Below are 12,566 nucleotides of genomic sequence, written 5' to 3' on the forward strand. Positions count from 1 at the left end.
CGAATACATCGAGCGGTTCCACAACCCGAGGATGCGACGAAGGGTCGCCAGGCAAGACCAGAAGTTCTCAGCCCTTTTACAACCGTCCGTGATTTCGGGGTAGAACCCTGGACCTGGTCCAAGGTAAAGGCCTGGAAGCCAAATTTTCTACGCTTGCGCTTCTCGGCCATCGAAACGCTGACGTGACCTGCGGCGACGTTGTCTCCCTTGAGCACATAGCCTGAAGCCATTGCCCAAGTGAAAAATCCTCTCTTTCCTGCGAGGTAGCTCTGGCGATTGTTGAGCGTAGAACGCGTTAACCCGCGCTTGGCCAAATGGTCGTAGAAGCGGGCCATCTCAGGCCGCGTGATGGTATGCAGCTCGCGCTCGGCGCCCAAGAACTCGATCAGCTCTGTCACGGGAAGCAGTTTGATGCCGACCGTTTTGACCTCGATGTCCTCGGCGGCGACTTTGTCCTGCCAGATTCGCTTCGCATCGATGAGGCTGATCGTCTCAGCTGGCAGGGGCTGCGCAGCCGCTGATTCCAACGGGTTTGGCCCAGCCGCCGCCGGAACTGCACCCGCATCACGGAAGTGGAACTTGCCGATTTCTTCCAGCGCCTCCATTGCTCGAGCATGGTCGGCCGCATCCGTGGTCCGAAGACGGAAGCCCGGCAAGTCAATTTCATAACGCCTGGAGCCGTTCTCCGCGACGCTGCGGAGAACATCCTCAACCGTGAGTCCCTTCTTGGTCATGCACCCATCCCTGATGGCATCGAATGCTTGAGCATAACGCTGCGCGATGGCCAAGGCAGCCACTCTTGCGCTATGCAGGTGGATGCCCAACGGATGCTTGACGAAAGGTTTGCCGACGATGCCGCGCATGTCCGTCGGAACGCGCATGCGAAACTGGTAACGACCAGTGGAAGAGCGAGTGAGATAGCTTGGTAATCGCATCGGAGTTGTGCCCCGATTTGTGCCCCAAGCCGCCCTTCAAGACCCTAAAAAATGTCGTTTAAAAACAAATACTTACTAAGGATTGGCGGAGAGAGTGGGATTCGAACCCACGGAAGGTTTGACCCTTCGCCGGTTTTCAAGACCGGTGCCTTAAACCGCTCGGCCATCTCTCCGGATGCGTGCCGGGGCCTGGCCCGACAGCAGAACGCCCGGCGCGGTGGCCGGGCGTCGCATTCTCGCATGGGGCGCGGGCGCAGGTGTAGCCGCGCGCGGCGTGCGGGTCAGGAGGCCTTGCGCAGACCCAGTTCGACCAGGCGCTCGGTGCACTTGCCGCCGCAGTCCAGGCGCGATTCCTCGATCTGCTGCGGCAGGTGTTCGGCCAGGTAGTCGATGAACACGCGCACGGCCGGCAGCAGGCCACGGCGCGAGGCGAACACGGCGTGGCAGATGCCCTGCGGCAGCGACCATTCCGGGAGCACCACTTCCAGCTCGCCGCTGCGCACCGCGTCGGCGCAGACGGTCTCGGGCAGCATGGTGATGCCGTAGCCGTCCTTGGCCAGCGCCTTGAGCAGCGGGAAGTCGAAGCCGGCCAGGCGCGGCTGCAGCTCGATCTTGCGCACCTCGCCGTTGGGGCCGTGCAGTTCCCAGCGCTGGCGCGCCTCGTCCTCGCTCATCGACATGGTCACGTGCTGGGCCAGGTCTTCCGGCGCCTGCGGGCGGCCGGCGCGCTGCAGGTACTTGGGGCTGGCCACCAGCAGTTCCTGGATCTGGCCGAAGCTGCGCATCACCAGGCTGCCGTCGTCGTCGAGCTTGGCGCGCACGCGCAAGGCCACGTCATAGCCCTCGTTGATGATGTCCACGCGGCGGTTGTTGACGTGCAGCTGCAGGCGCACCTTGGGGTACTTGTCCAGGAAGGCCGGCAGGATCTTGGGCAGCTGCATCTGCGCCACCGCCACCGGCACGCTGACGCGCACCACGCCGCGCGGCTCGGCCGACAGGCGGTCGACCACCTCGCGGGCGGCCTGGGCCTCGGCCAGCATGGTCTGGGCGTGGCGGTGCACGCTCATACCCACGTCGGTGACCGCGAAGCGGCGCGTGGAGCGCTGCAGCAGGCGCACGCCCATGTCGGTCTCCAGCTGGCTGATGCGCCGGCTCAGACGCGACTTGGGGATGCCGAGCGCGCGCTCGGCGGCGGCGAAACCGCCGTGGTCGACGACCATGGCGAAGTAGTAGAGGTCGTTGAGGTCCTGCATGGCGCCATCCCGAATCTGGAACGATTCAGGGTATTTAACACCCGCATGTTTGCCCATGCAACGAAAACGGACCAAATGGGGTGGGATTCTTCACCCCGTTGGTGGGCCAATCGGCCCCTGCCCCAGGGCCACGCGCCCGCCAAGCGCGACGCGTGGCCTTCGGCTGGCGTCAGTTGCTGGTGCTGGTGGACGCGGGCGCGGGCGTGGCGGCGGGCGCGGCGGCGTCCTTGGCCCAGGTGCCCTTGGCCGCGGTGCATTGCTTGTGGGTCTTGCTGGTGTCGGTGCTGCCGTCGGCCAGCTTGCAGTGATGGGTCTGCGCGGTGCCGGTGTGGGTCTTGGCGAAGGCGGTGGTGCCCAGCGCCAGGGCGGCGCCGAGGGTCGCGATCTGCAGCAGCTGCTTGGTGTTCATGACAATGACCTTCCGATTGAGGACGAATGCGCCGGCGGCGAGGCGCTCGGATCGAGCGCGGCCGAGGACGCCCGCGCTTGATAATCCTGTCGGAAATGTCAGGCAAGCCCGCGCGCGGCGGGCGCTTGCCGGGGGTTCACACGTGGCGGCGCTGACACAGCTTGGCGCGCGGCCGCACATGGCGGCGCGCACGCGGACATGGCCGCCGCTGGGGGCTCAGGCGATGCGTTCCAGGCCGCCCATGTACGGGCGCAGGGCCTGCGGCACGTCGATGCTGCCGTCGGCGTTCTGGTAGTTCTCCATCACCGCGATCAGGCAGCGGCCGATGGCCACGCCCGAGCCGTTGAGCGTGTGCACGCTCTCCGGCTTGCCGGTGGCCGGGTTGCGCCAGCGCGCCTGCATGCGGCGCGCCTGGAAGGCCTCGCAGTTGGAGACCGAGGAGATCTCGCGGTAGGTGTCCTGCGAGGGCAGCCAGACTTCCAGGTCGTAGGTCTTGGACGCCGAGAAGCCCATGTCGCCCGAGCACAGCAGCATGCGCCGGTACGGCAGGCCCAGGCTCTCCAGCACCACCTCGGCGCAGCGGGTCATGCGCTCGTGTTCCTCGTCGCTGTCCTGCGGGCGCGCGATGGCGACCAGCTCGACCTTCTCGAACTGGTGCTGGCGGATCATGCCGCGCACGTCGCGCCCGCCGCTGCCGGCCTCGGAGCGGAAGCACAGCGAGTGGGCGGTCATGCGCATCGGCAGCGCGGCGTCCTCGACGATGCTGTCGCGCACGATGTTGGTCAGCGAGATCTCGGCAGTGGAGATCAGGTAGCGACGGTGCTCGCCCAGCTGGGTGGCGAACATGTCTTCCTCGAACTTGGGCAGCTGGCCGGTGCCGATCAGGCTCTCGGCATTGACGATCACCGGGACATTGGTCTCCTGGTAGCCATGCGCGCCGGTGTGCAGGTCCAGCATGAACTGCGCCAGCGCCCGGTGCAGGCGCGCGATCGGCCCGCGCAGCACGGTGAAGCGCGCGCCGGAGAGCTTGGCCGCGGTGTCGCCGTCGAGCCAGCCGTTGCGCGCGCCCAGTTCCACATGGTCCTTGACCGCGAAGTCGAACGCGCGCGGCGTGCCCCAGCGATGCTGCTCGACATTGCCCGACTCGTCGCTGCCCGGCGGCACGCTGGCCTGCGGCAGGTTGGGAATGCCCAGGGCGATGGCCTCGATCTGCGCGCGCAGCTGGTCCAGTTCGACCTCGGAGGCCTTGAGCTCTTCGCCGAAGCCGGCGACCTCGGCCATCAGCGGGGCGACGTCCTCGCCCTTGGCCTTGGCCTGGCCGATCGCCTTGGAGCGGGTGTTGCGCAGGTTCTGCAGCTCCTGCGTGCGCACCTGCAGCTGCTTGCGGCGCGCCTCCAGGGATTCCAGCGCGGACACGTCCAGCTCGAAGCCGCGCGTGAGGCGCAGGCGTTGGGCGAGTTCGGCGGGCTGGGTGCGGAGCAGTGCGGGATCGAGCATCGTGGCGGTCGTACGGCGGTGAGCGGGAAAGGCGTGGATTATCGCCTTTTCCACAGCGCCACGCCCGCCGCCAGCCAGCGTGCAGTCGGGAGCGGGCGGCCGGCCTGTGCAAGAATCGCGGCCTGCTCCTCACGCCCTGCCCGCACCATGTCCACCTCCCGCGATCGTGCCTTCACCTTCCGCCTGCCGCACAAGGCGCTGTGGATCGCCCTGGGGGCGTTCGTGGCCGGGCTGCTGCTGTTCGGTATCGTGTGGCTGTCCAACCGGGGCGATGCGAGCTTCTATTCGGTCCAGCCGGCCGACCAGAGCGGCACCGAAGCGGCCACCGCGCCGCTGCCCGAGCCGGCGGCCGCCAACCAGGGCGCCAGCGGCATGCAGGCGCCCTCGGCCGACGCGCAGGCGCAGGCCGACGCGGGCACCAGCGGCGCCAGCGCGTTCCCGGCGCCGGTCGTGGAGAACGCCCCCGCCCCTTCCAGCGGCGAGACCGCCCCGCCCGTCGCCTCCGCGCCGGCCGTCGCCGCGCCGCCGCAGAACCGCGCCACACCCCTGCCGATCGATGACCAGAGCCCGCCGCCCACCTATCCGCCGTCCGCGCTGCGCAAGGGCGAGACCGGCACGGTGATGGTGCGCATCCAGGTCGATGCGCAGGGCAATCCCGGCGGCGTGGCGCTGATCCGGCGCAGCGGCTCGCGCGATCTGGACCGCGCGGCGATGGAGGCGGTGCGCAAGTGGAAGTTCCAGCCGGCCATCGACGATGGTCAGCCAGTGGCGGGCGCGGTGGACATTCCGGTGGAGTTCAACCTGGAGCGCTGAGCGCCCACGACACGCGTTTCGCATCGCTGAATCGTGCAGGTGCAGCATGGCCGGCCTTTACCGGCCTCTCACGTGTGAGCAACGAATGGCTGCAGACACTCCCCTACGCGCCGCCAACGGCGCCTAGCAAGGAGTCCTGACATGTCGCAGACCCAGACCGAATTCAATGCCCAGGCCCAGCGCGACGCACACGCCGACGCGCGGCCGGATGGGCAGCGCCCTGGGGCGCGCCCGCTGCTGTGGTTGCTGCTGCTGGTCGTGCTGGCCGCGGGCGCATGGTGGCTGAGCGGCGATCGCCGCGCCGAGATGGCCGCGCCGACCGACGGCACGGTGCCTGCCACGCAGCCGACCGCCGACTCCGCGGCGGCCGATCGTCCGAATCAGCCAGTGGTCGCCAAGCGCAGCGAGCCCGCTCGCACCGCGCCGGCCAGGAAGATCGCGCCGGATCGCGCCCCGGCCCTGCTGGCCAGCAATGCGCAGCCGAAGTATCCGCCGTCGGCGCTGCGCGCCGGTGAGGGCGGTACGGTGCTGCTCAACGTGCAGGTGGACGCGCGTGGCGAGCCCTCGCAGATCACCATCGCCCAGCGCAGCGGTAACCGCGACCTGGACCGCGCCGCGCTGAAGGCCGCCAGCGACTGGCGCTTCAGTCCGGCCATGCGCGACGGCAAGGCCGTGGCCCAGCTGGTGCGCGTGCCGGTGGAGTTCTCGCCGCAGTAAGGCAAGCCTGCATCAGCGCTTCAACCCGGACCCGCAGGCGCTCGCCGCCTGCGGGTTTTTCGTACGCCCTACTTCACCGGCAGGCTGATGAAGCTGGGCTGCTGCGGCGTGTGCCACACGCGCTGGGTGGCCTTCTGGTAGTCGCCCGGCTTGGCGAAGAAGATGTTGTCCACGTACGTCTGCGGGTTGCGGTCGTACAGCGGGAACAGCGTGGACTGCACCTGCACCATGATCCGGTGGCCCTTGCCGAAGGTGTGGTTGGCGTTGGGCAGGTCGAAGTCGTAGGCCAGCGCCTGGTTGGGCGTGATCGCCTTGGGATGCTCGAAGCTCTCGCGATAGCGGCCGCGGAAGATGGTCAGGCCCACCGGCAGTTCGTAGCCGCCCATCTTCGGATTGGAGGCCACCTCATCGGGCTGCACGTCGATCAGCTTGACCACCCAGTCGCTGTCGCTGCCGCTGGTGGAGGCCTGAAGGTTGACCTGCGGGCGGCCGGCGATGGTCAGCGGCTCGGTCAGCGGTTCGGAGACATAGGTCAGCACGTCCGGCCGACCGTCGACGAAGCGCTGGTCCTGCACCAGCCAGGTGGTCCACATCTGGCGATCGGAGAAGTCCACCGGGCGCGGCACGAACGGCACCGGCTTGGCCGGGTCGGACACGTACTCGTCGTACTGCGCGCCGTCCGCGGCCGGCGCCTGGAAGCCCAGCTTGCCGCCGGCCAGCAGATACAGCGCCTTGGGCTTGGCCTTGCAGCCCTGGTCGCACACCTGCGGCCAGGCCTTGTAGCGGTCCCAGTGGTTGGCGCCGGTGTCGTAGATCAGCACCGGCGGGGTGTCGGACTTGGGCGCGCCGTCCTTGAGGTACTGGTTGAAGAACGGCAGCAGCACGTCGCGGCGGAACTGCAGCGCGGTGTCGCCATCCCACTGCAGCGCGCCCAGGCTGCTGCCGTCGTAGTTGACCTGGCTGTGGCGCCACGGGCCCATCACCAGGTAGTTCTTGTCGTTGCCGGTGTCGCGCGCCTCCATCGCCTCGTAGCTGTGGTTGGCGCCCCACATGTCCTCCTGGTCCCACAGGCCCTGCAGCCACATGGTCGGCACCTTGATCGGGGTCTTGGCCATGACCTTGTCCAGCGCCTGTTCCTGCCAGAAGGCGTCGTAGGCCGGGTGCTCGGTCAGCTTGTGCCACCACGGCAGCTGGTCCAGGCCGGCGGCCTTGGCGTAGTCGCCGGCCGAGCCGGCGCGCAGGAAGTTGCTGTAGTCGTCGAAGCCCTCGCGCGCGATCGCGCTGCCCTTGCCGCGCTTGCTCAGCTGGCCGGTGAAGTAGTCGAAGTTGACCTGGCGGAACGCGCCATAGCTGAACCAGTCGTCGCCCATCCAGCCATCGACCATCGGGCTCATCGGGTTGGCCACCTTCAGCGCCGGATGCGGGTTGGTCAGCGCCATGACCACGGTGAAGCCCTCGTAGGACGAGCCGAGCATGCCGACCTTGCCGTTGGACTCGTGCACGTTCTTGACCAGCCAGTCGATGGTGTCCCAGGCGTCGGTGGCGTGATCCACGGCGGTGTCATTGAGCGGGCCGCGCAGCGGCCGGGTCATCACGTAGTCGCCTTCCGAGCCGTACTTGCCGCGCACGTCCTGGATCACGCGGATGTAGCCGGCATCGACGAACACCTCATCGCCCTGCCCCAGCAGATCGCGCATATGCGGCGAGTCCAGGCGCGAGGTGCGGCCATCGGCGTTGTACGGCGTGCGCGTCAGCAGCATCGGCGCGTTGTGCGCGCCCTTCGGGATGACGATGACGGTGTGCAGCTTGACCCCGTCGCGCATGGGGATTTCCACGACGCGCTTGATGTAGTCGTTGGCCGCGTCCGGTGCGACGAAGGGCTTGCCGGTGATGTCCGGCGTCATGGGCGAGGTCTGGGCCAGCGCGGGCAGCGCGGCGGCCATGAGCAGGGACAGCAGGGTCGGACGCAACGCGGCGATGCGCATCGTGGGGCTCCAGGCGGGGTGACTGAACGGACAGTCTATGGGCGCGCCGACCCACAAGGCACCGTGACTGATGGCATAGAGCACACGCTCTGCACCTGACCTCCCGCTTGAGCTTCTGCCGCGCCTCAGCGCTTGCCCGACCTCGGTGAGGCACCGCGTCGCGTCGATGGCTAGCGTACTTGCCTGCTTTGAAGGCCGCATGGGCGTCTCCCACCTGTAGAGCGGAGCTTGCTCCGCTGGGGCTCTCCCATGATCCGGCCGAAACGCAGCGGAGCAAGCTCCGCTCTACAAGGAGGCTGCGACGCGATCCGAGAGACAGTTGCTCCCACCAATTCCCCACTCAGCTGCCGGCCTGGGTGCTGATGGCCACCGCGTCGGAGCGGTCGTGTGCGGATGCCTGACGACTTCAGTCGATCGCGATCGGGACCCGCGTCTGCCCTTCGCCCTGCACCACGAAGCGCTCCACCGTCAGCGCTTCCAGCCCCATCGGGCCGTAGGAATGCAGGCGCGTAGTCGAGATGCCGATCTCGGCGCCCAGGCCCAGCTCGCCGCCATCGGAGAAGCGCGAGGACGCGTTGACCATCACCACCGCCGCGCGCAGCGCCGCCACGAAGGCGGTCGCATGCGCCTCATCGCCGGTGGCGATGACCTCGGTGTGGTCCGAGCCGTAGTGGCGGATATGGGCGATGGCCGGCTCCAGCCCGTCGACCACGCGCACGGCCAGCACCAGGTCGAGGAATTCGGCGGCGTAGTCCTCGTCCGAGGCCGGCTTGGCCTCGGCGACCAGGATGCGCGTGGCCTCGTCGCCGCGCAGCTCCACCCCGCGCGCGAGCAGCGCCTTGGCCGCGGCGGGCAGGAAGGCGTCGGCGATGTCGCGGTGGACCAGCAGGGTCTCCAGCGCATTGCAGGCGCTGGGGCGCGAGACCTTGCCGTCCACCAGCAGCTTCAGCGCCAGGTCCAGGTCCGCGCTGTCGTCCACGAACAGATGGCACACGCCCTTGTAGTGCTTGATCACCGGCACGCGCGCGTGCTCGGCGACGAAGCGGATCAGGCCCTCGCCGCCGCGCGGGATGGCCAGGTCGACGATGTCGCTCAGCTGCAGCAGCGCCAGCATGGTCTCGCGGCGCAGGTCGGTGACCAGGGTCAGCGCGGCGGCCGGCACGTGCGCGGCCTCCAGCGCGGCCTGCAGCACGGTGGCGATGGCGGTGTTGGAGTGGATGGCCTCCGAGCCGCCGCGCAGGATCACGCCGTTGCCGGCCTTGATGCACAGCGCGGCCGCGTCGGCGGTGACGTTGGGGCGGGCCTCGTAGATCATCGCGATCACGCCCAGCGGCACGCGCACCTTGCTGACGCGGATGCCGTTGGGGCGCGTATCGGTGCGGGTGACCTGGCCGACCGGATCGGGCAGCGCGGCCACCTCGCGCACCGCGGCGGCGATGCCGGCGATGCGCTCGGGGTTGAGCGTGAGGCGGTCGAGCATGGCGCTGCCGACGCCCTTGGCGCGCGCCGCGTCCAGGTCCTTGGCGTTGGCCTCCAGGATCTCCGGCGCGTGGTCCAGCAGGCCCTGGGCCATGGCCTCCAGCAGCGCGGCCTTGTCCGCGCTGGACAGCTGCGCCAGCACCTGGGCGGCGTCGCGGCAGGCCAGCGCCTGGGTCTTGATGTCGTCGGTCATGGCAGGGACTCAACTCGAATGAAGAGGGTTCTGGTGGAGGCCACCATTGGACGGGCGCCTCCCCCTGTAGAGCGGAGCTTGCTCCGCTGCGCTTCGTTCGGTTCGTGGGGAATGCCCCAGCGGAGCAAGCTCCGCTCTACAGGGAGGCCACGATGCGAGCGGAAGAGACAACAAACAGGGGTCACAGCAGCACCAGGTCGTCGCGGTGGATCACGTTCTCGCCATAGCTATACCCCAGCACGGCCTCGATGTCGCGCGAGTGCCGGCGGGCGATGCGGCGGATGTCGGCGGCCGAATACTGGGCGATGCCGCGCGCCAGCCGGCGCTGGCCGTCCTCGCCGCGCAGCTGCACCTCGACCATGTCGCCGCGGCGGAAGTCGCCCTCGGCGCCGATCACGCCGCCGGGCAGCAGCGAGGCGCCGCGTTCGACCAGGGCGCCGGCCGCGCCGGCATCGACCAGGATCGCGCCGGGTTCGACCGGGGCGTGCCGCAGCCAGCCCTTGCGCGCCGCGATGCGCGTCTGCGCCGCATGCAGGCGCGTGCCGCGCAGGCGGTCCTGGGCCAGCCCGCGCACGACCTCGGCGCTGCGGCCGTTGAACAGGTAAGTCTCAACGCCCGCCGCGCCGGCCTTGGCCGCCGCTTCCAGCTTGGTGCGCATGCCGCCGGTGCCGACGCTGCTGCCGCTGCCGCCGGCCATGGCGAACACCTCCGGCGTCAGCGCCGTGACTTCGTCCAGCGGGCGCGCGGCCGGGTTGCTGCGCGGGTCGGCGGTGTACAGGCCGTCGATGTCGGTGGCGATGAACAAGGCGTCGGCATCGACCAGCGCGGCCACCACCGCGGCCAGGTTGTCGTTGTCGCCGAGCTTGAGCTCGTCGATGGAGACGGTGTCGTTCTCGTTCACCACCGGCAACGTGCCCAGCGCCAGCAGCTCCAGCAGCGTGGCGCGGGCATTGAGGTAGCGGCGGCGGTTGCGCAGGTCGTCATGGGTCAGCAGCACCTGCGCCACCGGCCGCTCGAAGAAGCGCTGCCACAGCCCGATCAGCTGCGCCTGTCCCAGCGCGGCCAGCGCCTGGCGCGCGGCGATGCCGGCCCCGGCCTCGGCCGCCTTCGGCACGATCGCGCGCCCGGCGGCGACCGCGCCGGAGGACACGATCACGACCTCGCGCCCGGCCAGCACGTTGGCCGAGACGAACTGCGCCAGCCCCAGCGCGAACTTCGGCGACAGGCCACCCCCGTCGGCGGCCAGCAGGCTGCTGCCCACCTTGAGCACCGCGCGACGCCACGGCGGCAGCAGCTGCTCGGTGAACGCGGTGGCGGTGGTCGTGGCGGCGTCGTTCATGGGGGTTCGGGGATGGAAGGGGCTGGAGCGCGTGTTGGATCGTGCGATGAGTGCGAAGTAGGCGGCACCCGCCCTATCGTCATTCCCGCGGAGGCGGGAATCCAGGGGCTTGGCGAGCGGGGACCAACGTTCTTGGATTCCCGCTTTCGCGGGAATGACGGATTTTGGTGGCTGCTCGCATCCCAGGATCAATACGAAGCGCTAGGGCGTATTCCACTCGTACACGGTCAGCTCGGACGCGTTGCGCAGCGCCAGCGGATCGGTCGCGACCAGGGCCCTGGCCTGCTCCAGGCTGTCGAGGTTCTTCAGGATGTAGGCGCCGCCGCTGCCGTCGCTGAAGCCACCGGCCATGTGCAGCTGGCCTTCGACCTTCAGATTGATCAGCCAGTCCTTGTGCGGGCCGACCACGTCGGCGGGAAAGTCGGCCTTGCGGATGGCCATCACCAGATACAGCTTCATCGATGCATCTCCTGCTTGTCGTTGCGTGGCCAAGCGCGATGGGTGCGCTGCGCAAGCCACTGGATCCCCACCTGCGCGGGGATGATGCTTTTCGTGATCGGAACGCGATCCAATCGCCGGATCGTATCGCGAGCACTGACGCCGCCCTCCTCTTCAGGAAAGGCAGCGGCCCTTCAAACGCGCAACGCCTCCCAGCGCTGGCGCAGCACCTCCAGCTGCAGGTCCGCCGCCGCGCCGGGCGAGACGCGCGCGGCCAGGCTGCCTTCGGGCGTGCGGCCCTGCCCGGCCGTGTCGGCGCTGGCCGCGGCGGCCTTGTAGGCCTCGCGGAACGGCACGCCGGCCACGGCGGCTTCCACCGCCACGTCGGTGGCGTACATACCCGAATCGATCGCGGCGCGGATGCGGTCCTCGCGCCATTCCAGATTGGCCAGCAGCGCCGGCAGCAGCTCCAGCGCGGCCAGGCCGCGGCCGAAGCCGTGGAAGATCGCGCCCTTGGAGGCCTGCAGGTCGCGGTGGTAGCCCGACGGCAGCGACAGCAGCTGCTCGATCTCGGTGCGGGCCGCGGCGACGCTGGCGTGGGTGGCGCGCATCAGCTCGATCACGTCCGGATTGCGCTTGTTGGGCATGATCGAGCTGCCGGTGGTGTACTGCGCCGGCAGCGCGACGAAGCCGAACTCGCCGCTGGTGAACAGCGACAGGTCCCAGGCGATGCGGCGCAGGTCCAGCGTGGCGCTGCCGAGGGCCTCCAGCGCGGCCAGTTCGAACTTGCCGCGCGAGAGCTGCGCGTAGATCGGCGAGACCTGCAGGCGGGCGAAGCCCAGCGCGGCAGTGGTGTGCGCGCGATCCAGCGGCAGGTTGACGCCATAGCCGGCGGCGGTGCCCAGCGGGTTGGCGTCGATCAGCTTCAGCGTATCGGCCGCGCGCACCGCATCGTCGATGAAGGCCTCGGCCCAGCCCGCCCACCACATGCCGGCCGAGGACACCACGGCGCGCTGGATGTGGGTGTAGCCGGGGATCGGCAGGCCCTGCTCGGCCTGCGCGCGCTCCAGGGCGACGCCGGCGATCTGCCGGCTCAGCTGCGCCAGCGCGCCGAGCCTGTCCTTCAGCCACAGGCGCGTGGCGACCAGGATCTGGTCGTTGCGGCTGCGGCCGGTGTGGATGCGGCGGCCGGCGTCGCCCAGGCGCTCGGTCAGGCGCGCCTCGATGGCCGAGTGCCCGTCCTCGTACTGCGCATCCAGCACGAAGGCGCCACTGCGGAAGTCCTCGGCCAGGACCGCCAGCTCGCGCCTCAGGCCGGCCAGCTCGTCTTCGGACAGGATGCCGATGTGCTGCAGGCCCTCGGCATGCGCGGTGCTGGCGGCGATGTCGTGAAGAAAGAATTCGCGGTCCAGGATGACGTCGTCGCCGGCCAGGAAGGTCTGGATCTTGGCATCGACGGCAACGCCGGGTTTCTGCCACAACAGGTCTGTCATCGGTCTTGCTCCTGC

The 12,566-nt window shown here is 69.2% G+C and carries 10 protein-coding genes, 1 tRNA gene and 1 pseudogene; 2 read left to right on the forward strand and 10 right to left on the reverse strand.

What is annotated here, in order from left to right; translation table 11 throughout:
* Window positions 1-803: 803 nt before the first annotated feature.
* From WFQ05_RS09185 to serS, 5 genes and pseudogenes are all read right to left on the reverse strand, one after another.
* Window positions 804-935 (reverse strand): annotated as a pseudogene (locus WFQ05_RS09185) (DUF6538 domain-containing protein); the annotation flags it as partial.
* An 83-nt stretch (window positions 936-1,018) separates the two neighbouring features.
* Window positions 1,019-1,108: transfer RNA gene (locus tag WFQ05_RS09190), tRNA-Ser, on the reverse strand.
* Between the two features lie 108 nt (window positions 1,109-1,216).
* Entirely contained in the window at window positions 1,217-2,203 is a 987-nt protein-coding gene (locus tag WFQ05_RS09195) for a LysR substrate-binding domain-containing protein (RefSeq protein WP_130518750.1), read from the reverse strand.
* Between the two features lie 154 nt (window positions 2,204-2,357).
* The gene (locus tag WFQ05_RS09200; RefSeq protein ID WP_130522750.1) at window positions 2,358-2,597 is read right to left on the reverse strand and encodes a hypothetical protein; all 240 of its coding nucleotides are present in this window, start codon (window positions 2,595-2,597) and stop codon (window positions 2,358-2,360) included.
* A 216-nt stretch (window positions 2,598-2,813) separates the two neighbouring features.
* Window positions 2,814-4,094 carry a serine--tRNA ligase gene (gene serS / locus WFQ05_RS09205; protein ID WP_130522751.1) on the reverse strand — a complete coding sequence of 427 codons (1,281 nt, stop codon included), beginning with the start codon at window positions 4,092-4,094 and terminating at the stop codon, window positions 2,814-2,816.
* A gap of 147 nt (window positions 4,095-4,241) precedes the next feature.
* Between serS and WFQ05_RS09210 the strand changes: the two genes are divergently transcribed.
* On the forward strand, window positions 4,242-4,907 hold the full coding sequence (locus WFQ05_RS09210) for an energy transducer TonB (RefSeq protein ID WP_337053577.1): 666 nt from the start codon (window positions 4,242-4,244) through the stop codon (window positions 4,905-4,907).
* A gap of 141 nt (window positions 4,908-5,048) precedes the next feature.
* The gene (locus WFQ05_RS09215; RefSeq protein ID WP_337053578.1) at window positions 5,049-5,624 is read left to right on the forward strand and encodes an energy transducer TonB; all 576 of its coding nucleotides are present in this window, start codon (window positions 5,049-5,051) and stop codon (window positions 5,622-5,624) included.
* Between the two features lie 68 nt (window positions 5,625-5,692).
* Here the strand turns inward: WFQ05_RS09215 and WFQ05_RS09220 are convergent, their stop codons facing one another.
* From WFQ05_RS09220 to argH, 5 genes are all read right to left on the reverse strand, one after another.
* Complete coding sequence (locus WFQ05_RS09220; protein WP_337053579.1) at window positions 5,693-7,609, reverse strand: CocE/NonD family hydrolase; 1,917 nt, start codon at window positions 7,607-7,609, stop codon at window positions 5,693-5,695.
* Between the two features lie 406 nt (window positions 7,610-8,015).
* The gene (locus WFQ05_RS09225) at window positions 8,016-9,281 is read right to left on the reverse strand and encodes a glutamate-5-semialdehyde dehydrogenase (protein ID WP_130522755.1); all 1,266 of its coding nucleotides are present in this window, start codon (window positions 9,279-9,281) and stop codon (window positions 8,016-8,018) included.
* A gap of 181 nt (window positions 9,282-9,462) precedes the next feature.
* Entirely contained in the window at window positions 9,463-10,620 is a 1,158-nt protein-coding gene (gene proB / locus WFQ05_RS09230) for a glutamate 5-kinase (protein ID WP_130532112.1), read from the reverse strand.
* 201 nt (window positions 10,621-10,821) lie between these two features.
* Window positions 10,822-11,079, reverse strand: a complete 258-nt coding sequence (locus WFQ05_RS09235; protein WP_131659676.1) for a YciI family protein — start codon at window positions 11,077-11,079, stop codon at window positions 10,822-10,824.
* A 173-nt stretch (window positions 11,080-11,252) separates the two neighbouring features.
* Window positions 11,253-12,551 carry an argininosuccinate lyase gene (gene argH, locus WFQ05_RS09240; RefSeq protein ID WP_337053580.1) on the reverse strand — a complete coding sequence of 433 codons (1,299 nt, stop codon included), beginning with the start codon at window positions 12,549-12,551 and terminating at the stop codon, window positions 11,253-11,255.
* Window positions 12,552-12,566: the final 15 nt, after the last annotated feature.

This window comes from Pseudoxanthomonas sp. USHLN014 (assembly GCF_037153335.1).
Taxonomy (GTDB): domain Bacteria; phylum Pseudomonadota; class Gammaproteobacteria; order Xanthomonadales; family Xanthomonadaceae; genus Pseudoxanthomonas_A; species Pseudoxanthomonas_A winnipegensis.

Bases quoted from the DNA above. Each gene is read 5' to 3' on its own strand.
- WFQ05_RS09200 (WP_130522750.1), bottom strand. From the start codon at position 2,597: ATGAACACCAAGCAGCTGCTGCAGATCGCGACCCTCGGCGCCGCCCTG.
- serS (WP_130522751.1), bottom strand. From the start codon at position 4,094: ATGCTCGATCCCGCACTGCTCCGCACCCAGCCCGCCGAACTCGCCCAA.
- WFQ05_RS09210 (WP_337053577.1), top strand. From the start codon at position 4,242: ATGTCCACCTCCCGCGATCGTGCCTTCACCTTCCGCCTGCCGCACAAG.
- WFQ05_RS09215 (WP_337053578.1), top strand. From the start codon at position 5,049: ATGTCGCAGACCCAGACCGAATTCAATGCCCAGGCCCAGCGCGACGCA.
- WFQ05_RS09220 (WP_337053579.1), bottom strand. From the start codon at position 7,609: ATGCGCATCGCCGCGTTGCGTCCGACCCTGCTGTCCCTGCTCATGGCC.
- WFQ05_RS09225 (WP_130522755.1), bottom strand. From the start codon at position 9,281: ATGACCGACGACATCAAGACCCAGGCGCTGGCCTGCCGCGACGCCGCC.
- proB (WP_130532112.1), bottom strand. From the start codon at position 10,620: ATGAACGACGCCGCCACGACCACCGCCACCGCGTTCACCGAGCAGCTG.
- WFQ05_RS09235 (WP_131659676.1), bottom strand. From the start codon at position 11,079: ATGAAGCTGTATCTGGTGATGGCCATCCGCAAGGCCGACTTTCCCGCC.
- argH (WP_337053580.1), bottom strand. From the start codon at position 12,551: ATGACAGACCTGTTGTGGCAGAAACCCGGCGTTGCCGTCGATGCCAAG.